21 protein-coding genes are annotated in these 22,486 nt (G+C 60.2%); 13 read left to right on the top strand and 8 right to left on the bottom strand.

Annotated elements, in window-relative coordinates:
- The first annotated feature begins 21 nt into the window (after positions 1-21).
- On the top strand, positions 22-2,280 hold the full coding sequence (locus CSQ91_RS14270) for a TonB-dependent receptor domain-containing protein (RefSeq protein ID WP_099388784.1): 2,259 nt from the start codon (positions 22-24) through the stop codon (positions 2,278-2,280).
- Between the two features lie 70 nt (positions 2,281-2,350).
- Here the strand turns inward: CSQ91_RS14270 and CSQ91_RS14265 are convergent, their stop codons facing one another.
- Positions 2,351-2,758, bottom strand: coding sequence for a PRC-barrel domain-containing protein (locus tag CSQ91_RS14265; RefSeq protein ID WP_035821190.1), 408 nt, complete (start codon positions 2,756-2,758; stop codon positions 2,351-2,353).
- 246 nt (positions 2,759-3,004) lie between these two features.
- Here CSQ91_RS14265 and CSQ91_RS14260 point away from each other — a divergent pair, with 246 nt between their 5' ends.
- From CSQ91_RS14260 to ftsB, 3 genes are all read left to right on the top strand, one after another.
- Positions 3,005-4,657: a CTP synthase gene (locus CSQ91_RS14260; protein ID WP_034783327.1), complete on the top strand. Its 1,653-nt coding sequence runs from the start codon at positions 3,005-3,007 to the stop codon at positions 4,655-4,657.
- Between the two features lie 141 nt (positions 4,658-4,798).
- Positions 4,799-6,082 (top strand): phosphopyruvate hydratase, encoded by a 1,284-nt coding sequence (gene eno, locus CSQ91_RS14255; protein WP_034750709.1) that lies wholly within the window; start codon positions 4,799-4,801, stop codon positions 6,080-6,082.
- A 62-nt stretch (positions 6,083-6,144) separates the two neighbouring features.
- The gene (ftsB, locus tag CSQ91_RS14250) at positions 6,145-6,468 is read left to right on the top strand and encodes a cell division protein FtsB (protein ID WP_010400534.1); all 324 of its coding nucleotides are present in this window, start codon (positions 6,145-6,147) and stop codon (positions 6,466-6,468) included.
- A 339-nt stretch (positions 6,469-6,807) separates the two neighbouring features.
- Here the strand turns inward: ftsB and CSQ91_RS14245 are convergent, their stop codons facing one another.
- From CSQ91_RS14245 to CSQ91_RS14225, 5 genes are all read right to left on the bottom strand, one after another.
- Positions 6,808-7,086: a hypothetical protein gene (locus tag CSQ91_RS14245; protein ID WP_034783329.1), complete on the bottom strand. Its 279-nt coding sequence runs from the start codon at positions 7,084-7,086 to the stop codon at positions 6,808-6,810.
- 152 nt (positions 7,087-7,238) lie between these two features.
- Positions 7,239-8,369, bottom strand: a complete 1,131-nt coding sequence (locus tag CSQ91_RS14240; RefSeq protein WP_099388783.1) for a glycerophosphodiester phosphodiesterase — start codon at positions 8,367-8,369, stop codon at positions 7,239-7,241.
- Positions 8,369-10,783, bottom strand: a complete 2,415-nt coding sequence (locus CSQ91_RS14235) for a TonB-dependent receptor (protein WP_257217352.1) — start codon at positions 10,781-10,783, stop codon at positions 8,369-8,371. Before CSQ91_RS14235 ends, CSQ91_RS14240 begins: the two co-directional genes overlap by 1 nt.
- Positions 10,784-10,921: 138 nt before the next feature.
- Positions 10,922-11,902, bottom strand: coding sequence for an Hsp33 family molecular chaperone HslO (gene hslO / locus CSQ91_RS14230; RefSeq protein WP_099388782.1), 981 nt, complete (start codon positions 11,900-11,902; stop codon positions 10,922-10,924).
- A gap of 4 nt (positions 11,903-11,906) precedes the next feature.
- Positions 11,907-12,431 carry a gamma carbonic anhydrase family protein gene (locus CSQ91_RS14225; RefSeq protein ID WP_099388781.1) on the bottom strand — a complete coding sequence of 175 codons (525 nt, stop codon included), beginning with the start codon at positions 12,429-12,431 and terminating at the stop codon, positions 11,907-11,909.
- Between the two features lie 206 nt (positions 12,432-12,637).
- On the opposite strand from CSQ91_RS14225, the gene CSQ91_RS14220 reads away from it, so the two are divergent.
- The 8 genes from CSQ91_RS14220 (at position 12,638) to bamC (ending at position 19,820) form a co-directional block, all read left to right on the top strand.
- Positions 12,638-13,513, top strand: coding sequence for an alpha/beta fold hydrolase (locus CSQ91_RS14220; RefSeq protein ID WP_099388780.1), 876 nt, complete (start codon positions 12,638-12,640; stop codon positions 13,511-13,513).
- Positions 13,514-13,603: 90 nt separating this feature from the next.
- Positions 13,604-14,437, top strand: coding sequence for a 3',5'-nucleoside bisphosphate phosphatase (locus tag CSQ91_RS14215; protein WP_070281204.1), 834 nt, complete (start codon positions 13,604-13,606; stop codon positions 14,435-14,437).
- Between the two features lie 213 nt (positions 14,438-14,650).
- Positions 14,651-15,535 carry a protease HtpX gene (gene htpX / locus CSQ91_RS14210; protein ID WP_035821167.1) on the top strand — a complete coding sequence of 295 codons (885 nt, stop codon included), beginning with the start codon at positions 14,651-14,653 and terminating at the stop codon, positions 15,533-15,535.
- Positions 15,536-15,573: 38 nt separating this feature from the next.
- Positions 15,574-16,197: an L-threonylcarbamoyladenylate synthase gene (locus CSQ91_RS14205; protein WP_099388779.1), complete on the top strand. Its 624-nt coding sequence runs from the start codon at positions 15,574-15,576 to the stop codon at positions 16,195-16,197.
- A gap of 93 nt (positions 16,198-16,290) precedes the next feature.
- Positions 16,291-16,968 carry a site-2 protease family protein gene (locus tag CSQ91_RS14200; RefSeq protein ID WP_034783349.1) on the top strand — a complete coding sequence of 226 codons (678 nt, stop codon included), beginning with the start codon at positions 16,291-16,293 and terminating at the stop codon, positions 16,966-16,968.
- A gap of 42 nt (positions 16,969-17,010) precedes the next feature.
- Positions 17,011-17,583 (top strand): class I SAM-dependent methyltransferase, encoded by a 573-nt coding sequence (locus CSQ91_RS14195; protein WP_070281200.1) that lies wholly within the window; start codon positions 17,011-17,013, stop codon positions 17,581-17,583.
- A gap of 84 nt (positions 17,584-17,667) precedes the next feature.
- Positions 17,668-18,546: a 4-hydroxy-tetrahydrodipicolinate synthase gene (gene dapA / locus CSQ91_RS14190; protein ID WP_099388778.1), complete on the top strand. Its 879-nt coding sequence runs from the start codon at positions 17,668-17,670 to the stop codon at positions 18,544-18,546.
- 80 nt (positions 18,547-18,626) lie between these two features.
- Complete coding sequence (gene bamC / locus CSQ91_RS14185; protein WP_099388777.1) at positions 18,627-19,820, top strand: outer membrane protein assembly factor BamC; 1,194 nt, start codon at positions 18,627-18,629, stop codon at positions 19,818-19,820.
- A gap of 279 nt (positions 19,821-20,099) precedes the next feature.
- On the opposite strand, the gene CSQ91_RS14180 is transcribed toward bamC, so the two are convergent.
- Positions 20,100-20,354 (bottom strand): hypothetical protein, encoded by a 255-nt coding sequence (locus CSQ91_RS14180; protein WP_034783358.1) that lies wholly within the window; start codon positions 20,352-20,354, stop codon positions 20,100-20,102.
- A gap of 354 nt (positions 20,355-20,708) precedes the next feature.
- Positions 20,709-21,830, bottom strand: a complete 1,122-nt coding sequence (locus tag CSQ91_RS14175; protein WP_034783359.1) for a cupin domain-containing protein — start codon at positions 21,828-21,830, stop codon at positions 20,709-20,711.
- A 93-nt stretch (positions 21,831-21,923) separates the two neighbouring features.
- Between CSQ91_RS14175 and CSQ91_RS14170 the strand changes: the two genes are divergently transcribed.
- Entirely contained in the window at positions 21,924-22,469 is a 546-nt protein-coding gene (locus tag CSQ91_RS14170) for an FKBP-type peptidyl-prolyl cis-trans isomerase (protein WP_034783360.1), read from the top strand.
- The last annotated feature ends 17 nt before the right edge of the window (positions 22,470-22,486 follow it).

Below are 22,486 nucleotides of genomic sequence, written 5' to 3'. Positions count from 1 at the left end.
TCCATAACAAATCGAGGGTGTATGCATATCAAGACAATGACGCAGGCCGTGGGCATCTGCATGGCTTTGCTCGCGCAGCAGGCATGGGCGCAACAAGTCCAAGACAGTGGCAAGGTGGAATTTCCACCATTGAATGTATCGGGTGAAACGGTGCCGGCGGAACAGCAGGCGCTGGAAAAACCGGGCGCCGTCAGTGCGCGCGGGCCGGACACGCGCTTGCAGCCCGTGGACCAGATCGTGCGCAGCATGCCGGGCACGTTTACCCAGATCGATCCGGCGCAGGGCGCCGTCAGCGTCAACATCCGCGGCTTGTCGGGCCTGGGGCGCGTCAACATGATGGTCGATGGCGTGAGTCAGAATTACTATGGCAGCGCACCCTCGTCCGTGTCGCACGGAGGCGTGCCCAGCAGCCAGTTCGGCGCCCTGATCGACCCGAATTTCATCATCGGCGTGGATGTGTCGCGTGGCAATGTCGTCGGCGGCGACGGCGTCAATGCGCTGGCCGGCAGCGCCAATTTCCGCACCATCGGCGTCGATGACGTCGTCTTCGCCGGGGAAAAAACGGGGGCGCGTACGAAGATGTGGACCGGCAATAACGGCGTGGGCCGCAGCGCCATGCTGGCCGTGGGCATGAAAAACCCTGCCTTCGATGGCGGCAGCGTGGGCTTCATGGCCGCCACCAGCGCTAGCGTGATCGGCAACAACTACAAGAATGCGAAGGGCGTCAACAGCGAGGAATTCGGTTTTGGCTACAACCGCTATTACAAGCAAAAACCCAAGTCGCAATTGCTCAAGCTGGACCTCAAATTGAGCGACTTCCATGCGCTGGAACTGTCGGCGCGCGATTACCGCAGCACGTTTACGCGCCGCGATATCCACAGCGATGACTACTACGTAAAATATCACTACACGCCGTTTTCCGAGTTGATCGATCTCAATGTGGTGGCCAGCAGCAGTCGCGGCAACCAGAAATACATGCCCGAGGCGCTGACCAATTTCATCAACACGAATGCGGCCAACCGCGCCGACGCCTTCGACATCAACAACACCAGCAGCTTCAGACTGGCCGGCGGCGATGCGCTGGTGACCATTGGCGGCAAGCTGATGCGTAATAAATACAGCAAGCACGTGGAAAGCCTGGTCGACGATCCGGACAACCCGGATGCGAACCAGCAATCGATTGAAAACAATACGTTCGGCCCCGAGGGCGTGCAAAAGATCAACAGCCTGTATGCGGGCCTGCAATACAACCGCGGCATTGTTCAAGTCAATGCGGGCCTCAACTACACGCACTTTGATTTGACGGGCCACAAGCCCGCCTGCGATTTGCGCGTGCAGTGCTTCCCGCAAGGGGCAAGCAATATTGCGCTCAAGGAGCATGGCATCAATCCCTCGCTGCTCGTTTCCGCGCAGGTGACGCCATGGTTTCAGCCGTTTGCCAGCGCCGAGCGCACTATGCGCGGGCCGAATCCGCAGGAAGTGTTTTTCTCGAATGACGGCGGGGCGTCGATGAACCCCTTCCTGAAGGGCGAGCGGGCCAGCACCTACCAGCTGGGTTTCAATTCCAGCCTGCATGGCTTGCTGAGCAAGAACGATGTGCTGAACTTCAAGGCCTTGTATTTCAAGAGCAAGATCGACGGTTATATCACCAGCCAATCTTTCCTCGTGTGCGACAGCGGGCGCAAGTGCAATATCGCGGAAGTGATCGCTAAGGACTGGCAGAATGTGGATGAATATGTGACCAATATGTATATCTACATTAACTCGGCCACGCCCGTGTATTCGCGCGGCTGGGAGCTGGAGGCGCAATATCACTTGGGCCCGGCGTATGCGCGCCTGTCGTACACGCGCGAAACGACGCGCCAGCCCACGTCGATCGCCAGCGCCTGGTTTGGCGCGGCCGACATCAGCGAGCTGCCCAGCGTGTACTACAACCTCGACGTGGGCACGCGCCTGCTGGACAACAAGCTGGAAGTGGGCGCCATCCTCAAGCACACGGGCTCGAACCGCCGTTTGTCGCCGGAGAATGAAGCCGATGAAGCGACGGGCGAAGTACTCAAGGCCGACAATCCGAAGATCCCGGCCGTGATCGACCTGTATGCGAGTTACCAGGTGACGAAAAACCTGTTCCTGCGCCTGTCGGTGCAGAACGCCATGGACAAGAATTACTCGGAAGCGCTGAACCGCTTGAACTCGATGCCGTCGCAGTCGAACGACAATACGCCGATGAGTACGGCGCGGGGCAGGACGTATGTGGCGGGACTGGAGTACCGGTTTTAGTTAAACCCCAGTGCAAATACTGGGGTCGTACCCTGCAGGGTACGACCCCGGCCTTCCGCTTAGGGGTTAATTAATACTCGCGCGGTGTCGTTCCATAATAGCTGTGGATGGAATTGACCCATGTGGTATCGGCCATGTTCGGCCAGTTATCCGTATCGAAGCCGGGCGCGTTTTCGATGCGTTCCTTGTCGACGTTGAGGGTGAAGCGCTTGTTGACGGTGTCGAGCAGCAGCGCTTCCCACGGCACGGCGAACAGCTTTTCGCCGATGGTGAAGACGCCGCCGTGCGACATGACGGCGTAGGCAATCTTGCCGCTGCGCATGTCGATCATGATTTCCTTGATTTCGCCCAGGTGTTCATCCTTGGCGTTGTGCACATGGTCGCCGATCAGGGTGTCTGCACCCATCAGTTCAGGGCCGGGGCCTTTGTGGCCGCGGTTGACATACATGCCGTAGGCGTCGCGTTCTTCGTAGCTCATGATGTACCTCCGTTGAAAAATTCCAGTCTGGACGTATGCCGTGGCAGGGTCTGTTCGGTCTCCCACACAAAATATGGAATTGGAAATATTTCAATTATTGTTATTGGGTAATTTTGTTGTGCGTAGACAGCAGGAGGGGGAGGGATAGTCGTCATTTGGCGCAAATTTCCGCGCGCGGGGAGCGACGCAGGCGGGCTTTAGTGTATAATTTCAATTTCCCGCACGTGCCGTTCGGCACCATCTGCAATGACCAAATTTGTCTTCGTCACTGGTGGCGTTGTGTCTTCCCTTGGAAAAGGGATTGCCGCCGCCTCCCTCGCCGCGATCCTCGAATCGCGCGGCCTTAAAGTCACCATGCTCAAGCTCGACCCGTATATCAACGTCGATCCTGGCACGATGAGCCCTATGCAGCACGGTGAAGTATTCGTCACCGATGACGGGGCCGAAACCGACCTCGACCTCGGTCACTACGAGCGCTTCATCTCCACCCGCATGAAAAAGGTGAATAACTTCACCACTGGCCAGATCTATGAATCGGTGATCCGCAAGGAACGCCGGGGCGAATATCTGGGCAAGACCGTGCAGGTGATTCCGCATATCACCAATGAAATCCAGGATTACATCCGCCGTGGCGCCGAAGGCTACGACGTGGCCCTGTGCGAAATCGGCGGCACCGTCGGCGATATCGAATCGCTGCCATTCCTGGAAGCGGCGCGTCAGCTGAGCCTGCGCGCCGGCCGCAAGAACACGGCTTTCGTCCATCTGACCCTGGTGCCTTACATCGCCTCGGCCGGTGAACTGAAAACCAAGCCGACCCAGCACTCGGTGCAAAAGCTGCGCGAAATCGGCATCTTGCCAAACGCGCTGCTGTGCCGCGCCGACCGCGCCATCCCGGAAGACGAGCGCGCGAAAATCTCGCTGTTCTCGAACATCGAGGAAGACGCCGTCATTTCCGTGTGGGATGTCGACACCATCTACAAAGTGCCGCAAATGCTGCACGACCAGGGCCTCGACAAGATCATCTGCGACGCGCTGGACCTCGATCCGGCACCGGCCGACCTGTCGATCTGGAGCAAGCTGATCTACACGATGGAGCACCCGAAGGCGGAAATCACCGTCGGCATGGTCGGCAAGTATGTCGAGCTGACCGAGTCGTACAAGTCGCTGATCGAAGCGCTGCGCCACGCCGGCATCCACACGGAAAGCCGCGTCAACATCGAGTACATCGATTCGGAAGAAATCGAAACGACCGGTTGCGACAATCTGGGCAAGTACGATGCCATCCTGGTACCGGGCGGCTTCGGCAAGCGCGGCGTGGAAGGCAAGATCAAGGCGGCCCAGTTCGCCCGTGAAAACAAGATCCCTTACCTGGGCATCTGCCTGGGCATGCAAGTGGCCCTGATCGAATACGCGCGCAACAAGGCAGGCATGCCAAACGCGAATTCGACCGAGTTCGACCTTGATACGGATCAACCTGTCGTTGCACTGATCAATGAGTGGCAAAACCACGATGGTAAAGTCGAGTTGCGCGATGAAAACTCGGACCTGGGCGGTACCATGCGCCTGGGCGCGCAGACCTGCGCCGTCAATCCGGGCACCCTCGCCGCCGAGATCTACGGCAGCGTGGTGACCGAGCGTCACCGCCATCGCTACGAAGCCAATAATCACTACCTGGCCCGTGTCGAAGCGGCTGGCCTGATCGTGTCGGCCCGTACGCCGAGCGAAGATTTGTGCGAAATCATGGAATTGCCACGCACGGGTGAGAATGCCCACCCATGGTATATGGGCGTGCAATACCATCCTGAGTTCAAGTCGACGCCACGCACCGGCCATCCGTTGTTTACCTCGTTCATCAAGGCAGCGCTGGCGCACAAGGAAGCCAACGCCGTCGCTGAATAACGCCGGTCGATAGCGACAGTATTACCTGTAAGACAGCTCCCGGCCTGATAGTCTCCGCCGGGAGTTTCTTTGCCCACTTTGTGCAATTGCGCATCAGAACGCAGTGTGCAGCCCCTGTTACGCTTAACTTTGGAGAATGACATGAGTGCTATTGTTGATATTATCGGTCGCGAAATCCTGGACTCGCGCGGTAACCCGACCGTCGAATGCGATGTGTTGCTGGAATCGGGCGTGATGGGCCGTGCGGCCGTGCCGTCGGGTGCCTCGACCGGTTCGCGCGAAGCCGTGGAATTGCGCGATGGCGACGCCAAGCGCTACTTCGGCAAGGGCGTGCTGCAAGCATGCGAAAACATCAACACCGAAATCTCCGAAGCCATCATGGGCCTGGACGCCAATGAACAGGCTTTCCTGGACCGTACCCTGATCGACCTGGACGGCACGGAAAACAAATCGCGCCTGGGCGCCAACGCCATCCTGGCCGTCTCGATGGCTGTCGCCAAGGCTGCCGCTGAAGAAGCGGGCTTGCCGCTGTACCGCTATTTCGGCGGTTCGGGCGCCATGCAGATGCCAGTGCCGATGATGAACGTCATCAACGGCGGCGCGCACGCCGACAACAACCTGGACATCCAGGAATTCATGATCATTCCCGTGGGCGCCCCGTCGTTCAAGGAAGCCGTCCGCTACGGCGCGGAAGTATTCCACACGCTGAAAAAGATCCTGCACAAGAAGGGCCTGAACACCAACGTGGGCGACGAAGGCGGTTTCGCGCCATCGCTGGCCAACCATGAAGAAGCCATCAAGCTGATCATCCAGGCCATCGAAGAAGCGGGCTACGAGCCAGGCACGCAGATCGCCATCGGCCTCGATTGCGCCGCGTCCGAGTTCTACAAGAACGGCAAGTATGAAATGGAAGGCGAAGGCCTGAGCCTGACGGCCACCGAATTCACCAACCTGCTGGCGACCTGGTGCGACAAGTACCCGATCATCTCGATCGAAGACGCGATGCATGAAGGCGACTGGGACGGCTGGGCGATCCTGACGGCGGAACTGGGCAAGAAAGTGCAACTGGTCGGCGACGACCTGTACGTCACCAACACCAAGATCCTGAAAGAAGGCATCTCGAAAGGTATCGCGAACTCGATCCTGATCAAGATCAACCAGATCGGCACCCTGACGGAAACCTTCGCCGCCATCGAAATGGCCAAGCGCGCCGGTTACACGGCCGTCATTTCGCACCGCTCGGGCGAAACGGAAGACTCGACCATCGCCGATATCGCCGTTGCCACCAACGCCCTGCAGATCAAGACCGGCTCGATGTCGCGTTCGGACCGCATGGCCAAGTACAACCAGCTGCTGCGTATCGAGGAAGACCTGGGCGACATCGCCAGCTACCCTGGTCGCGATGCGTTCTATAATCTGAAGTAAGCTGATGTAAAACCCACTGGCCGGCCGGAGATGTTCCGGCCGGTTTTTTAACTGAATGCCCCATGCGCCTGATTACGCTCGCCCTGGCAGCCCTGCTGCTGTTGATACAATTTCCCCTCTGGCTGGGTAAAGGCGGCTGGCTGCGTGTTGCCGACATGGAAGCCCAAGTGGCGGTGGCCAACAAGAAGAACGTGGAATTGAAGGCGCGAAACGCCAAGCTCGAATCCGAAGTGCGCGACCTGAAAGATGGCACGGGCGCCGTCGAGGAGCGTGCCCGCTATGAGCTGGGCATGGTCAAACAGAATGAGATTTTCGTGCAGATCGTGCGCAAGGGCCAGACCCCGCCACTGCTGGAAACGCCGGTGGACGCTGCTGCGCCACATTAAGACAGTATTACTTCCCACTTGCCAGCCTGGACCGATTGCCAGGCTGACATATCACGTGACTACCTTGTACTTATTACCTTGTACTGCTGCACACGCATGGCGCGGCGTGCTGCTACTGCCTTGCTGCTTGCTGATCAGAAACGGGCCTTGCCGGTCGTGATCAGGTAAAAGTGGATGCCGGTGACCACGACGGCCACGGCGATCAATGCGGTTTCGAGAAACATCATAAAAATTCCTTGTTAATATTTAGTGAGCTAAAAAAACGTCCAGGGCCAGGCGCCAAGCCGAAGACAGTACGTCAGTACGGCGAGGCGCAGGCAACGCCGCCATGAACGTTTTTTAACCGCGCGACGCCAGGAAGCGCAGTTCTGCGGCCAGATTCGGCATCAGCTTTTCGTAGCGGTTCGCTTCCGAGTTCAGCAGGGCGAAATCGCGCTTGCTTGGGCGCACATAGCGCTGTTCTTCATCGGTGACGCTGCTGGCGATGACTTCCTTCTGCGCCAGTTCGCTGTATGGCTTGGAAGCGAGCAGGGCGCCCAGGAAGGCGCGCGTGGCGCGGCCCAGGTTGCTGAAGTAGTTATCGTTGTCGTTGCTGTAGGTGTTGGTAAAAGTGGACATATGCCCTCCATGAATGGTCTGTTGTTGCATTGCACAATAATGGAGTTTGCGATATGCGTCCAATTTCAAATTCCAATTTCAGAAATTCAAGAAACGCATAATAAGGGCGTAGCCATCGGCCACGCCCTGAAAATGAATTTGTTACGAAATGTTTATCCGACGGCGATGCGTCCCAGACCCGGATCGTCGCTGAAAAAGCCGTCCAGTCCCGTCTCGATATAGCGCCGCATTTCCGCCACGGAACCGGCCTCGTTGCGCGCATTCTCGCCATTGCCGTCGCGGAAGTCGGCCGCCAGGAAACGGTTTTCCGGACGGAAGGTCCACGTGTGCAGGAGCAGGCCCGCCTGGTGCGCATCGTCGACGATGGACGAAGGTTTTGCCAGGCGCTGGTCGGCGCCCAATGGGATGACGCCCCGCGTGGGCGGCGCCACCACGTCCGCGTAGGCGGCGATGTCGCGCAGGCCGGACGGCGTGATCATCTGCCCGAAGGTCAGCTTGCCGCCCGCCTTGGCCACATCCATCGGGCGCACATCGCCGCCCACCACCAGCTGCATCAGGCGCACGTTGGCGCGCCGTCCCAGCTTCTCGCGCAAGTATTTCAGATTCGCCACTTCGAAGGACTGGATCTCGATCGGTGCGCGGCGCGTGTACTCGTGCGCCAGCATGGTCGACAGGAAACGGTCTTCCAGCGCCAGGCCCGCATCGCGGAAGTAGGTCGAGCTTTTCAGTTCCGGCACGAGGCCGATGATGCGCCCGCTGGCGGCCGATTGCGCTGCAACAAAATCGATGATTTCTTCCCACGTCGGGATCTGGAATTGTCCATCGTATAAGGTGTTGCCGGTGCGTACTTTCGGCAGCCGCTCGATGGCGCGCAGGGTTTTCAGTTCGGCCAGGGTGAAGTCGTCGACGAACCAGCCCTCGTGCCATTCGCCATCGACCAGCTTCTTGCCGCGCCGGCTGGCGAACTCGGGACGGCGCGCCACATCGGTGGTGTCGATCAGGTTGCTTTCATGGCGCGCCACGAGGATGCCGTCGCGCGTGGCGACCAGGTCCGGCTCCACGTAGTCGGCGCCGTCGAGGATGGCCTTGGCGTACGATGCCAGCGTGTGTTCAGGGCGCAGGGCGCTGGCACCCCGGTGGGCGAACACGAGCGGACGGCTTGGCTTTGTCTCCAGCAGGCCGGCCGCGAAGCCGGGTGCGGCGGCCAGCGCCAGGCCGCCGGCGGCCGCCTGGACGAAGCTGCGGCGCGAAAAGTGACGTTGGGGTAGAGCGGGCGCGCGCATCAGAAATCCGCCGTCAAGGTCAGGAAACCCTGGCGCGGGGCGATCGGGAAGGTGTTGTACGTCTTGTCGGCTGCGCCGACCACCACGTTCAGCGAACCTTCGCGGTTGGCCAGGTTGCTGACGTTCACTCTCCAGCGCGGATTTTTCAGCCAGCCGGCCATGGCCGGCAGCTTGCCCGACACGCCCAGGCCCATCAGGAAATAGCTGGGCACGGACAGATCGTTGGTGTACGTCGCGTAGCGCTTGCCCACATAGTCTCCCGTCAGTTGCACTTCGATATCGCCAACCGTGGCGGAAGCGACGAACTTGTTCAGCCATTCCGGCGAGCCTGGCACGTTCTTGCCCGCCGTCAGCACCAGCGCGGCGCCATTGTTGTAATTGTCCGCGTACTGCGAGCGGTTGTACGACAGGGCATTGTAGAACGAGAAATTATTGCCAAAGTGGACGGTGCCCGCGATATCGATGCCGTCCGTGCGCACGCTGCCCACGTTGGCCAGCACGGGGTTGCCGCCAATGATGGAGGAAATCACGGGCGTCGGGCTGATCTGCAGCAAGCGGTTGCTGAAATCGACGTGGTACACATTGACCTGGCCATCGATGGCCGTGATGGCGCCCAGGTTCAAGGCGTGGCTGCCGCGCACGCCCACTTCATAGGTGAGGGCCGTTTCCGGCTTGGCATCGCGCTTGAACAAATCAAACGCGGCCTGGCTCGACAAGCTCCACGGCGAGGCGCCGCCGCCGCCGTAGGTGACGAACTGGCGCATGTTCTTCTGGATATTGAAGTACAGCTGGTCTTGCGGCGTGAAGTCCCAGCGCGCGCCCACTTGCGGCAGGAACCATTTTTTCGTGTTGATGGTACCGACCGGTAAGGCCGTCGAGCCGCCGGAAATGGCGCCCTTGGCCGGCTGCACGGGGAATTGGCCATCGGCAAACTGCAGGCTGGACTTGAAGCCGGCCTGCAGGGCGATATCGGGGCGGATGCGCCATTCATCCTGCAAGTGCAGCTGCACCACCTTGTTGTCGATCTCGCTGCCGTATTGCGTGATCAATGGATTGCTGGGGCGGTCGTACGGCGAAGTCGGGTTGTTGACGTCCAGCGCATACCAGCGGCGGTAGGCGGACGAGCGGTTCTGTTCCAGCCACAAGCCCGCTTCCAGCTGGTGCTCGCCGATTTCCTTGCGCAGGGTGGAAATGAAGCCGCCGCGCTTGATGTCGTATTCCGTCGTGCGCACGGCGTAGCCCGAGTTGCCGAAGACTTCCTTCAGGTTCTGCTTCGGGTAGTACACGCTGAATAGGCCCGGCAAGCCGGCCACGCCGATGGGGCCGGCTACCACGCCCGCGCCGTCATCCTTGTGGTAATACACCTGATTCGACCACGTCATGCCCTCGGACAAATTGGCGTCGAACTTGGCGTAGGCAAGGTAATCGGTGCGCTGCGCATCGCTGTAGTAATTGCGGTAATTGTTGCCGTCGGCGGCAGGCGTCGCGCCCGTCGGCGACAGGTAGTTGAGGGCCGCCTTGAAATCCGGATACAGGAAGGGACGCGTGTATGGCGAGCTCGTTTCGCCGGCCACGTGCACGGTGCTGTCCTCGTTCGGTTCGATCTTGTCCGAGTAATTGAAGAACAGGGTCAGCTTGCCCGCCTCGCTGCGGTTGACGTACTTGGCGTTGAACTGGTCGCCGCCCTGGCGCGCATCGAAGTCCCAGGCGCGCGCTTCGTGGTGCAGGATGGAAAAATAGGCGCTGCTGCCGTCGCCGAAGGCACCCGTGTCGTAGCGGGCAAACGTGCGCGAGGTACGGTGGCTGCCCACGGTTTGCTGCACGCTGGCGCCCTGCGTGGCCAGCGGGTCGCTGGAATAGGTTTCGATGGTGCCGCCCAGGTTGCTGGTCGACGCCGTGGCCAGGTCGCCCGCGCCTGAGGACAGCACGACGCTGCGCACGTTTTCGCTGATCACGGCGCGCTGCGGCGACAGGCCGTTGTAGTTGCCGTACTGCTGGTCACCCAGCGGCACGCCGTCCATGGTGTAGCCCAGTTGTTGGCCGGAAAAGCCATGCACGAACAGCGACAGGTTCTGCTCGTTGTTGCCCCATGGATCGGCCGTCTGGAAGCTGACGCCGGGCAAGGTTTGCAAGGCTTTCAGGGGATTCGTGCCGGGCAGGATTTTCTGTATTTCACTCTTGCTCAGGGCGACGGAAGAACGCGTCTTGCGCGAGGAAATCTCCACGGTGGTGATCGGGGCATTGTCTTCGGCAGCCGGGGCAGCAGCAGCGGCCATGTCGGTGGCGGCGGACGCCACGGCGGCGGCGACGGCCGTTTGCGCCAGGGCCGGCAGGCTCAAGCCCGCAACGCAAGCGCCCAGCAACACGTGAAAGGAATGGCGGCGCAGGGCCAGCGTCAAGTGGGTGGTCATCATCAGCCTGTGGAAAGTGGGAAGTAATACAAGCTGCGCAGCGTAACGGCGGCGCGTGACGGGCTGATGACGAACTGATGACGGGAAGATGACAGTAGAAACAATTGCGCCGCCTGAGGGGCGGCGCGGAGATTATTACAATTAGTTAATGCTGGCGGCTGGCGGGATGAGCACTTCGGCCGGCGCATCCGTGATGAACAGTTGCGCGCAATCGACCTTGTCGAATTCGTAGTGCTGGCCGCAGAAATCGCAGTTCACGCCCACCAGGCCCACTTCGTCCAGGGTGCTGTTGACTTCTTCCTCGCCCAGCATCTTGAGCATATTGCCCACTTTTTCACGCGTGCAAGTGCAATGGAAGCTCGGGTGCAGCGGGTCGAAGACGCGGATCGTTTCTTCCCAGAACAAGCGCTGCATCAGGGTATCGATGTCCGTCGACAGGATTTCCGCCTCTTTCAGGGTCGACGCCAGCATCACGGCGCGGTTCCACGTGTCCAGCGCATCTTCTTCCGAGACGGGCGTCGCTTCGGCCTTGCCGCCATGGTGCGGCAGCTTTTGCAGCAGCAGGCCGCGCGAGACGGTGTCGTCCGTGGCCAGCCACAGGCGCGTATCGAGCTGTTCCGAGCGCAACATGTAGTTTTCGATCACGGTGGCCATGTCGTCGCCGTCCAGCGGCACGATGCCCTGGTACGGTTGCTGGCCGGGCACCTTGTCGGCTGGGTCCAGGGTGATGATGAAGCGGCCCTTGCCCGTGGCGTTGAGCAGCTGCGGCACGGTGGCCACGTCGGGAATCGTGGCGTCCGGGTCCAGCTTGGCCGTGGCGCGCAGGCGCAGGTCGGAATCGCACTCGACCACCATCAGGCGCACGGGACCGTCACCGTGGATCTGCATGATGATGGAACCGTTGAATTTCAGGTTGGCCGACAGCAGGGCGGCGGCAGCCACCATTTCGCCCAGCACTTTTTTCACGGCCGTCGGGTAGGCGTGGCGCGACACCACTTCCTGCCAGGTGCCGGAAACGTCGATGAACTGGCCGCGCACGGCGGCGTTGTCGAAAATAAATTTTTGCAGGGTATCCTGGCCGGTAAGGGCTGCGCTGACTGCGCCCGTGGTTTCAGTCGTCATTCTTTTATCCAATCTTCTTGAGTTGCGTATTAAATAGCTGGCCGCGTTGCACATAGTTCACGGCGTTGCCTTGTAGCCTGGTGATATCGTCTGCCGTCAGGGCCCGCACGGCTTTCGCCGGTGAGCCGATGATCAGCATATTGTCGGGAAATTCCTTGCCTTCCGTGACCAGCGCGCCCGCGCCGACCAGGCAGTTCTTGCCGATCTTCGCGCCGTTCAGGATCACGGCCTGGATGCCGACCAGGGCGCCATCGCCGATCGTGCAGCCATGCAACATTGCCTGGTGGCCGATGGTGACGTTCTGGCCGATGTCGAGCGGGTAGCCCGGGTCCGTATGCAGCACGGCGCCTTCCTGCACATTGCTGTTGGCGCCCACGGTGATGCGTTCGTTGTCGCCGCGAATCGTGGCGCCGAACCATACGGACGTATTCGCTTCCAGGGTCACCTTGCCGATCACATTGGCCGTGTCGGCAACAAAAGCGGAAGCATCAATCTGTGGCGCATCGGCGCCCAATTGGTAGAGTGTCATCGTTAGCCTGTGGCGGTGGTGGAAGCGCCGGGCACGGCCGGACGCGGAAGTTTTGCGCTATTTTACGCTGTTGCAGGGCAAGTCCGAGCGCCGGGCGTTAATCCGGTATAATTATCGAACGGTCGTACTTTTATGCGCGCCCTATCTACAGACACAGCATGTGGCGCCATCTGCGCCACTTTCAAGGCAGGCATCCGATGAAACCCATGAAACTTTCCCGTTCCGAATTCATCAACATCCGCGGCGCCCGCACGCATGTGCGCCACTGGGGCCGCGAAGGCGCGCCCATCCTGTTCATGGTGCATGGCTGGATGGACGTGGCCGCCTCGTTCCAGTTCGTCGTCGACGAGTTGCAGGGCGACTGGCACGTGATCGCGCCCGACTGGCGCGGCTTTGGCCTCAGCGACTACACGCAATCGGATACCTACTGGTTCCCCGACTACCTGGCCGACCTGGACGCCATGCTGCTGCACTATTCGCCGGACGCGCCCGTCAACCTGCTGGGCCACAGCATGGGCGCCAACGTGGCCGGCCTGTACGCGGGCGTGCGGCCCGAGCGCATCAGCCGCTTCATCAACCTGGAAGGCTTCGGCATGATGGCCACCAAGCCGGAGCAGGCGCCGGGCCGCTACGCCAAGTGGCTCGATGAATTGCGCGAGCCGCCCGCCATGCGCAGCTATCCCACGCAACAGGCCGTGGCAGAGCGCCTGCAAAAGACCAATCCGCGCCTGCCGGACGAGCGCGCGGCTTTTCTCGCCGAACATTGGTCGGCGCAGAACGAGGCGGGCGAGTGGGACATCATGGGCGACCCGCAGCACAAGCGCGTCAATCCCGTCCTGTACCAGGTGGAAGAGGTGATGGCCTGCTGGCGCCGCATCACGGCGCCCGTGCTGTGGGTGGAGGCCGATGACACGAATATGTGGCAATGGATGGGGCCCAAGGAGCAGGCGCGCGTTGAGATCGACCGGCGTTTGGCCTGTATCAAGGATGTGCGCTGCGAGATGATGCTCGATGCGGGCCACATGCTGCATCATGACCAGCCGCAGGCACTGGCAAGGCTGGTGGAAGCCTTTTTGGCCTGATGTGTGTCGGGAACGCTGCAGCGCTATTTGACAAGCAGCGTACAATGAAAACTTCTTCCATGCTGAGCCCGTGCAGGGTATTGTTTTCACATGCTTAAAGTCGACCTGCATTGTCATTCGAATATCTCCGACGGCGTGCTGTCCCCCGCCGCCGTGGCTGCGCACGCACGCAAGGCGGGCGTCGACGTGTGGGCGTTGACGGACCACGATGAAGTGTCCGGTATCGCCGCCGCGCGCACGGCCGCGCTGGACCTGGGCATGCGCTTCGTGGCCGGCGTGGAAATTTCCATTACGTGGGCCGGCGAAACCGTGCACATCGTCGGCTTGCAAGTCGATGAAAACAATCCGGGTCTGGTGCAGGGCTTGCACCAGACGCGTTCCGGGCGCGACGCGCGCGGCCGCGAGATTGCCCGCCAGCTGGACCTGGCCGGCATCCCCGATGCCTATGAAGGGGCCTTGAAATTCGTCGGCAACCCGGACCTGATGTCGCGCACGCACTTTGCCCGCTACATCGTGGAAATGGGCAAATGCGCGAACATTCCCGACGTGTTCAAGAAATACCTGTCGGAAGGCAAGCCGGGCTACGTCGAGCACCGCTGGGCTACCTTGGCCGAAGCGGTGGGCTGGATACGCGGCGCGGGCGGCGTGGCCGTCATCGCCCATCCGGGCCGCTACCGTTTCAGCGACATGGCGCAAGGCGTGCTGTTCGATGAATTCAAACAACTCGGCGGCGTGGCCATCGAAGTCGTTACGGGCAGCCACAGTCCGGACCAGTATCCGGAATACGCGCAACTGGCCAACGCTTACGGCTTCCTCGCCTCGCGCGGCACGGATTTCCATGCGCCGGGCGAGTCGCGCGTGGATTTTGCCATGCTGCCGCCTTTGCCAGCCAGCGTCACCCCGATCTGGCACGACTGGTTTTAGCTGACAGCCAGGCAAATCTGCTGCGCGGCGCGCTTTGCGGCCGGCGATGCTCACCGTACTCCAGTACGGTTGCGCTTCTCGGCCACAAATCACTGCCGCTCGCGACGATTTTCCTGGCTGCCGATGCGCCGTCGTGTCGCTGCTTGAAATCTGCGTTAGCGCGCATATCTTTTTGTTATTCTTGTTATACATAGTCATCCGGAGCCATCGCCCATGAAACGTATCGTCCTGTTTATCGCAACCAACCTGGCCGTGATGCTGGTGCTGTCGCTCGTACTCAGTTTGCTGGGCGTGGGCAATCCGGCACGCGGCAGCACCTTGAACCTGGGCAGCCTGCTGGTGTTTTCACTGGTGGTGGGCTTCACGGGTTCGATCTTTTCATTGTTGATCAGCAAGCCGATGGCCAAGTGGAGCACGGGCGCGCGCGTGATCGACAACCCGACGTCGTCGACGGAATTGTGGCTGGTCAATACCGTGCGCGCCTTGTCCGAGCGGGCCGGCATCGGCATGCCGGAAGTGGCCGTGTACGAGGGCGACGCGAATGCGTTTGCCACGGGCGCCTTCAAGAATTCCGCGCTGGTGGCCGTCTCCACCGGTTTGCTGCAAAGCATGAACCGCGATGAAGTCGAAGCCGTGCTGGGCCACGAGATCGCCCACGTCGCAAACGGCGACATGGTGACCCTGACCCTGATCCAGGGCGTGGTGAATACCTTCGTCGTCTTCATGGCCCGCGTGGTGGGTTTCTTTGTCGATAACGTGCTGTTGAAAAATAACAACCGCGAAGGCGGCGGGCGCGGCATCGGTTACTTTGTGACCGTGATGGTGTGCGAAGTGATCTTCGGCTTGCTCGCTTCCATCATCGTGGCCTGGTTTTCGCGCCAGCGCGAATTCCGCGCCGACGCCGGTTCCGCCAAGCTGCTGGGCAGCCCCACGCCGATGATGCATGCGCTGGCCCGCCTGGGCGGTGTGCCGCCGGGCGAGCTGCCGCAATCGATGCAGGCGCTGGGCATCAGCGGCGGTAATGGCGGCTGGGGCGCGCTGTTCGCCACCCATCCGCCCCTAGAACAACGCATCGCCGCGCTACGCGGCGTACAATAATGCTAACTTAACAAGCTGGTTCGCCAGAACGCTTACACATGAGTCAATTTTTCCAGATTCACCCTGACAATCCGCAATTGCGCCTGATCAAGCAGGCGGCGCAAATCATCCAGTCCGGCGGCGTCGTGGCCTTGCCCACGGATTCCTGCTACGCGCTGGTGTGCCAGCTCGACGACAAGGGCGCCGTCGAGCGCCTGCGCCGCATCCGTGGCGTGGATGAAAAGCACCATTTAACCTTGCTGTGCCGTGACTTGAGCGAGCTGGGCGTGTATGCCCGCGTGGACAACCGCCAGTTCCGCCTGCTCAAGGCGGCCACGCCGGGCGCCTACACTTTCATCCTGGAAGCGACGAAGGAAGTGCCGCGCCGCCTCAGCCATCCTTCGCGCAAGACCATCGGCCTGCGCGTGCCGCAGCACCGCATCGTGCAATGCCTGCTGGAAGAGCTGGGTCAGCCGCTGCTGGGCGCGACATTGACCCTGCCCGGCGATGAAGACAGCCTGACGGATGCCGACACGATCCGCGAGCGACTGGAAAAACTGGTCGACCTGATCATCGATGGCGGCGTCTGCGCGCATGGCCCCAGCACCGTGATCGACCTGACGGGAGCGGAGCCGGAAGTGGTGCGCGTGGGGCGCGGCGACCCGGTCGTGCTGGGTTTGTAGGCGGCATCGCAGGCCTGTTCTGGCGCCGTTCTTCATCTGTTCTTAATGGCAACGTAAGAAAGAGCCTAGTTCGCCTCTGGTAGAATCGCGGTCATGAGCGATTTCAATACGATAGTCCAGACCGTTGCGGTCTACCTGGTGCCGGTGCTGTTTGCCATTTCCCTGCATGAGGCGGCGCATGGCTATGCCGCCCGTTATTTCGGTGATCCCACGGCCTCAAACGAAGGCCGGCTGAGCCTCAATCCCATCCGGCATATCGACCCTTTCGGCACGATCTTGCTGCCCCTGATGCTGTATTTCACGATCCAGGTGCCGTTCGGCTATGCCAAGCCGGTGCCTGTCGATTTCAGCCGCCTGCGCAATCCGAAGAAGCAGATGGCCTGGGTGGCGTTTGCCGGTCCTGGCGCCAATTTCGTCATGGGCCTGGGCTGGATGATCGCCTTTGTCGTGCTCAGCGTGATGCCGCCGACGGAAATGGGCATGTTTTTCCGCAAGATGGCGGGCGCCGGCGTCAGCGTGAATGCGGCCATGTTTGTCTTTAACCTGATTCCCGTGCCGCCCCTCGATGGCGGACGCATCATGACGGGCTTGCTGCCGATGCAGTTGGCGCGTCCTTACGCCAGTATCGAGCGCTACAGCCTGTATGTCTTCGGCGCCCTGGTGCTGCTGATGTACACGGGCGTATTGAACCGCGCCTTGCTGGCGGCGATCGAATTTGTCATTGGCATTTTTGTCACCCTGGTCACGCCCCTGACGGCCCTGTTGACTTGATGCAAGCAACTGGATGGACGCAAATAATTGATGGAAGTACCGATGCAAGTAACTGAACCAATATTAGAAACCGAAGCGATTTCCGGCTGGCTGCGCCGCTGGGCGCCCCTGATCCCCGGCGGCGAAGTGCTGGACCTGGCCTGCGGCGCGGGCCGCCACGCGCGCCACCTGGTAAGCCTGGGCCACCCCGTGATCGCGCTCGACCATGATCCGGAAATGCTGGAAAAGGCGGCTGGCACGGGCATCACCACGTCGCTGGTGGATCTGGAAGCGCAGGGCGCCGTATGGCCTTTCGCTCCCGGCCGTTTTGCCGGCATCGTCGTCACCAATTACCTGCACCGGCCCCTGCTGGAAGCCATGATTGCCAGCCTGGCGCCCGATGGCGTGCTGCTGTATGAAACGTTTGCTGAAGGCAATGAGCAGTTCGGCAAGCCGTCGAATCCGAAGTTCCTGCTGAAGGAAGGCGAAATGCTGACCTGGGCGGTCCAGCACGGCTTGCGTGTGGTAGCGTATGAGGATGGGCGCGTGGAACAGCCAAAAGCTGCTCTGGTGCAACGAATTTGTGCCGTCCGGCCGGATTTTCCACGGTTGGCAGCCCTGCTGCCGACGTTTTGAGCGGCCATACTATGTCAGAATGCACCACAGGCGCGGGCTATCCGCTACAATCGTTGTTTTATTTATCGGCGCTATAAACTTACTATGATCAAGGGCAGCATTGTAGCAATCGTCACCCCGATGCACGCAGACGGCAGTCTGGACTTTCCAGGCCTGCGCAAGCTGATCGACTGGCATATCGCCGAGGGTACGGACGGCATCGTCATCGTTGGCACGACGGGCGAATCGGCAACAGTCAGCGTGGAAGAACACTGCGAACTGATCCAGTTGACCGTCGAACATGCCAAGGGACGCATTCCTATCATCGCCGGCGCCGGAGGCAACTCCACGGCCGAGGCCATCAAACTGACGCGCTACGCGAAAGAAGCGGGCGCCGATGCTGTCTTGCAAGTGGTGCCGTACTACAACCGTCCTACCCAGGAAGGCATGTACCAGCACTTCAAGGCCATCGCCGAAGCCGTCGACATCCCCGTCATCCTGTACAACGTACCTGGCCGCACGGTTGCCGACATGAGCAACGAAACCATCGTGCGCCTGTCCGCCATCCCGAATATCGTTGGCGTGAAAGATGCGACCGGCAATATCGGCCGCGGCATCGACCTGCTGCGTCTCTTGCCGGCCGACTTCGCCGTGTACTCGGGCGATGATCCGACCGCCATGGCGCTGATGTTCTGCGGCGGCCACGGCAATATCTCCGTGACGGCCAACGTCGCGCCGCGCGCCATGCACGACATGTGTGTCGCGGCCATGGCGGGCGAACGCGCCACGGCGATTGCCATCAATAACAAAGTTTTTCCTTTGCACCAGAAATTGTTTGTCGAGCCCAACCCGGTGCCCGTCAAATGGGCGCTGGCCGAAATGGGCCTGATGCCAGCCGGCATACGCTTGCCACTGGTGCCGCTGGCTGAGAATTGCCATGCCACCGTGCGCGATGCCTTGCGCGACGCTGGCATCCTGTCTTAAGCCGAACTTCAAGCCCGGACTCGACCAGTCCGGACCTTCCCTGATTCCAGCTGCTACTTAGCTTCTTATCCAGTTACGACATGACTAATTGCAAGAAAACCAAATCGGCGCCTGCCACCATCGCCGTCCGCGGCATCGTCATCGGCGCCGTCGCAGCCAGCCTCGCGGGCTGTGGCATGATCAGTTCGGTAGTCGGTGGCGACAAGGTCGACTACAAGTCGGTCAAGAAAGCCGGCACCCTGGACGTGCCGCCTGACCTGACGCAATTGCAGCAGGACAACCGTTATTCCTTGCCGGATTCGAAAAATGGCGTGGCCACGGCTTCCGGCTACAACGCGCAGCGCAACGCCACGGCCGGTACGCCCGTCGTCGTGGGCGCCGACGGCGTGGTGGGCGTCGTGCCTGTCACGGCAGGCGGCGTGAAGGTCGAGCGCGCGGGCAACCAGCGCTGGCTGGTCGTCAAGCAGTCGCCTGAAGTGCTGTGGCCGCAGCTCAAGCAATTCTGGGAAGATTCGGGCTTTACCATCGCCATCGACCAGCCGACGGCTGGCATCATGGAAACAGAGTGGAACGAAAACCGCGCCAAGATCCCGCAGGACTTTATTCGCAGCACCATCGGCAAGGCTTTCGACGGCCTGTATTCGAGCGGTGAAAAAGATAAATACCGTACCCGCGTGGAGCGCCTGGCCGATGGTTCGACCGAGATCTACATCAGCCACCGTGGCGTGGAAGAGGTTGTCACGGGCCGCGACAAGGAAACCACCACCTGGACCGCGCGTCCGAACGATCCGGGCCTGGAAGCGCAATTCCTCGCCAAGCTGATGACGCGTCTGGGCGCGGCCAGCGACGATGCGCAGGCGAAGACGGCTGTCGATGCCGCCATCGTGCAGCCGCAACACGCCAAGCTGGTGGGCGACGCCGCCACGCCGGCGCGCGCCATCGAAGTCGATGAAAGTTTCGACCGCGCCTGGCGCCGCGTCGGCCTGGCACTGGACCGCGTTGGCTTCACCGTGGAAGACCGCGACCGCACGCAAGGCACGTATTTCGTGCGTTACGTCGATCCGGATGCCGTCAAGAAAGATGGCTTCTTCTCGAAACTGTTCAGCTGGGGCTCGTCGTCCGACAAGGACAAGGGCGCGCAGCGCTATCGCGTTCTGGTCAAGGCCGGCAATGGCGCGACCAGCCTGGTCAGCATCCTCAGCAACGAAGGCCAGCCGGACGTCTCGCCAGTGGCAGAGAAGATCCTGGGTCTGCTGAACGACCAGTTGAAATAAGGTTCGCTGAGTGGCGGCTATCAAAAGCTGTCACACATCATAAAAAAGGCTGGCCCGGTAAAAACCGGGTCAGCCTTTTTATTTTGGGTGTGCAATAGGTGTTTGCGACGTCCAGCAAAACCGTGGCGAGCGACAGTGATTGGTGGCCAAGAAGCGTAACCGTACTTGAGTACGGTGAACATCGCAGGCCGCAAAGCGCGGCGCGGTAGGTTTGCTTGGGCGTTTGCCCAATAAAAAAGCCGGCCCGAAGGCCGGCTTTCTTTAGTGCAGGGTGCTAAATTACTTAGCAGCCGATGCAGCAGCCGAAGCAGCCGAAGCAGCGTCGGTAGCGGCCGAAGCGGCAGCCGAAGCAGCAGCAGCAGCGTCGGTAGCGGCCGAAGCAGCAGCGTCAGCAGCAGCAGCTGGAGCAGCTTCAACTGCTGGTGCTGGTGCTGGGGTTTCAACTACTGGTGCTGGTGCAGGAGCTTCTTCTTTTTTGCTGCAAGCAGCCAGAGCAACAACCATCAGGGAGGCGATCAGCAGGGATTTTTTCATTTGTTTTCCTTAATTATTTCAAAAAATAAATCAATATTGTTGCGATGAATAATTACCGGTAATTATCGCTCGTTAGGTCGTCTTCGAAGGCTTTTCGTACCAGGTGGTGCCTGCCAGACAACGGAAACTTCCTAACCGAATATTATAGCGATTTTTGGTGCGTCGCAATAGGAGCAAGAGGCAAATTCGCAACTATTTTGTGATATCGCAATATTTGCCGAAGCAAATTGCAAGCAAGTGTAAGCGATTTGCGAAAGCGCGACAAAACGATATAAAAATAATATGTTTTATTGCGCTAGCGCAGATGCCGATATTCCCCCTGCTGTAATACCACTTTTACTACGCTGCACCCATTCAAGCCAGTTCGATCCAGCCATCCTGATACCAGGTATATAAGGCATCCATCACGTCATCGGAAGCCTGGGCTACGGCTGTGCCATCAAGGGCGCGTTCGTTGGCCAGGGTTTCCAGGGCCGTTTTATCGGCCTTGCCAATGGCAAACGATTCGCCATTGATGAAGACATTCTTGCCACGATACAGCATCAGCGTCTTGCGCGACAACACGACACCCTTTTTCTGTGCGGCGTCCGCGAAGCGGCCCACCGTCAGCGGCTTGGACAGCGGCGTGAAAAATACATTGTGCTTGGGTTCCGACAGGTGTTCACCGAGGAAAATGGTCACATCTTCTTCCGTGAAGCGCACCTTGTTCATTTCTTCCGTGATGGTGCTGAGCATTTCACGGGGGATTTCCGCCGGCTTGCCCGACGCCTTCAGGTCCGGATCGCTATAGATGCCCGGCAAGTCGATCGAGTCGGCCATGAATTGCAGGAAGGCTTCGCCCAGTTCCTGGAACGATGGCGAGCGGAAGCCGATCGAATACGTCTGGCAGTCGCCGATGGCCACGCCGTCGTGCGCGTAGTGGGGAGGCAGGTACAGCATGTCGCCCGGTTCCAGCGTGAATTCCTCGTCGGGCGTGAAGTTGCTGAGGATTTTCAGCGGCAAGCCGTCGATCAGGCTCAGGTCTTTCTGCGCGCCGATGCGCCAGTGGCGTTTGCCCTGGCCTTGCAGCAGGAACACGTCATACGAATCGAAATGCGGGCCCACGCCGCCGCCATCGGTGGCGAAGCTGACCATCAGGTCGTCCAGGCGCGCGTCCGGCAGGAAACGGAACTGGCGCAGCAGGGCGTCGGCCTTGGCGCTGTGCAAGTTGGCGCCCTGTACCAGCAAGGTCCATTCCTTCTGTTTCAGCGAGGGCAGGCTGGTCAATGGACCTTGCTGCATGTTCCAGTGGCCATCCGCATGGCTGACCAGGCGCGATTCGACGTGGTCCAGGGTAGCCAGCTCGGCCAGGGCCTTGAAATCGAACAGTGCCTTGAAACCAGGCACAGCTTGACGGATCAACAAGGGTTTTTTATGCCAGTAGTCGCGCAGGAATTGCGCCGGCGTGATATCGCCGAGGAGAGTTAATTTTTTCATGCGCCCATTATAACAACCGGAAATGCAGGAATGCGCCTGCCGTTGGCGGCGTGAAGGTATAATTTGCCAGCTTATACAATGAAAGGAAGCATAATGAAGATTGCCAAAAATACGGTCGTGACTGTCAACTACAAACTGTCAGACGCGCAAGACAATCTGATCGAAGACGGCCGTCAGCCTATGGTCTACCTGCACGGTGATTATGAAAACACCCTGCCGAAGATCGAAGAAGAGCTCGACGGCAAGGAAGTTGGCTATTCCAACACGATCCAGATCGAACCGGATGATGCTTTCGGTGAATACGATCCAGCCCTGGTGAAGGTCGAGCCGCGCAATCGCCTGCCTGAGCCGCTGGAAGTGGGCATGCAGTTCGAAGGCATGCCGGAAAGCGATTCGCCGGATGAAGAAGCGATGATCTTCACGGTCACTGATATCGCCGACGACAAGGTCGTGCTGGACGGTAACCATCCACTGGCCGGCATCGCGCTGCGCTTCTCGCTGACCGTCGCTGATGTGCGCGCAGCCACCGACGAAGAAATCGCCCATGGCCACGTGCATGGCGCACACGGCCATGACCATGGCGATGAAGATGATGAAGGCGAAGAGGGCGATCACTTCCGCACCCACCCTATTCATTAACACCTGACCAAACCTGC

The organism is Janthinobacterium sp. BJB301 (genome assembly GCF_002735685.1).
In the GTDB taxonomy this organism is placed as follows: domain Bacteria; phylum Pseudomonadota; class Gammaproteobacteria; order Burkholderiales; family Burkholderiaceae_D; genus Janthinobacterium; species Janthinobacterium lividum.
The sequence above is the reverse complement of the archived record's forward strand: the minus strand, read 5'-3'. Positions and strand labels throughout refer to the sequence as shown.